Raw genomic sequence first — 1,584 nt, 5'->3', positions numbered from 1 at the left:
GGGAGGGGACAGTCTGCTAATGAGCCAGAAAACGACGACAGCGGACATTCGCTTGGATAGCGTGGTCGGTGACTCGCGGCCCGGAGCTGCCATTCTAGCCAAACGCGGCACATAGCCGGTTCCAGTCGTACGCCGACTTTTGTCTTCAGCGTGGCTGGTCACCTCGGCAAACCAAAACGAGGTAGCCATCTTGTCACTTAACGCATCGAACTCACGAAAGGATGGCAAGTGGCCAAGCTATCTGCAAATGAAGCCTTTGACCTCGCAGGCGAAATATTAGCAGACCTTGAACTTGAGCGGCTACCGCTTTCCAGTTGCACAATGAAAACCGCGCGACTCGCGCGTCTCCTTGGCGACGATGATCATTTTCTAATATTTAAGTATGAGCTCGCAGGGTACCCCTCAACTCCCGATGGTGTTCAACCTGAAATATGGAGGCTTTGCTTAAAGGCACTTCGCGTCAGGGCAGAAAAAAAGATCGACAAGGAAGATTCGGCGACCGAGAAAGTAGTCGAAAGAGCAGATTTGAGATCAATCACAAGTATCGAAGAGAACGCATCGACTTTGAAATTGAGGCTGAGTTACTTTCAGCCGCAGCCAATCAGTATTTCCTCAGCCAATCCGCATCAGTTCATTTCAACACCCATACGCAACATTACCCTAGAAGCTCAGATAGCGGCCAACTATCGTGACGAAATGGCCAAATTAGCGTCCAGGCGCGCATTCATCTATGATTACGTTTTGTCTAGGTTATTTGAGTTGCGCGTATCATCCACCGCTGAAGACATTTTTGAAGGATATAGAAAAAGAGTAGACAGTCATCTTGGTGATCTTATACCGGATGAGCTGCGTCGATTGGAGTCAATTCGAGATAATCTTGGATCGGACAACCCTGAGGATTGGGCAAATGCCGGGCACAGCTGCCGACGGCTTCTACAAGTTGTTGCCGATGCTCTCTATCCCCCGTCCGATAAACCGGTAAAGTCGGCTGGCGGGCGTGAAGTCAAAGTGGGCGCGGACAATTATATCAATAGGCTCGTGATGTTCTGTGAGGCCAAGGCGGCTTCTGGTGTGTCATCCAAGGTTATAAGCGCGGACCTGAAGTTTATCGGTGAGAGGTTGGATGCTGTCTTCTCCGCGGCCCAGAAAGGATCACATGCGGAGATAGATATTTCAGAGGCCCAGAGATTCGTGATTCATACATATCTAGTTGTTGGAGATATTCTTGAACTGAATGCAGAATCATCAGCTCCGGAGGGCGAACTGGACGCTGCCGCAGAGATGTCTCCTGATGAGCTGACTAGTGTAGCGCCGCTTGCTTCGACAGACAAATCTGAATAGACGACAGCACACGAAACCGTTCTGACGCGTGGCTGCCATTTGCGCAAAGCTGGCCTTGGTGCATGTCGCAGCGAACGACCGCGCACCGCCCGTTTTGGTCCTTCACTCGAGCTGCAATGAACGTCAACTTCCGGGACACTATCTAGAATCGATGAACGACCTAAATGACGGCGCGAAGCAGCCATCGGACACTCCTGCCATAAAGCCCACCACTCCACCCCCAACAAAATCAACCCCTTACCC

1 protein-coding gene is annotated in these 1,584 nt (G+C 51.1%); it reads left to right on the top strand.

From position 1 onward, the window contains the following. The first annotated feature begins 228 nt into the window (after positions 1–228). Entirely contained in the window at positions 229–1,341 is a 1,113-nt protein-coding gene (locus HFC70_RS26275) for a hypothetical protein (RefSeq protein WP_168476283.1), read from the top strand. Positions 1,342–1,584: the final 243 nt, after the last annotated feature.

It is taken from the genome of Agrobacterium sp. a22-2 (assembly GCF_012276985.1).
Taxonomy (GTDB): Bacteria; Pseudomonadota; Alphaproteobacteria; order Rhizobiales; family Rhizobiaceae; genus Allorhizobium.
This window is presented reverse-complemented; position numbering and strand designations above follow the sequence as displayed.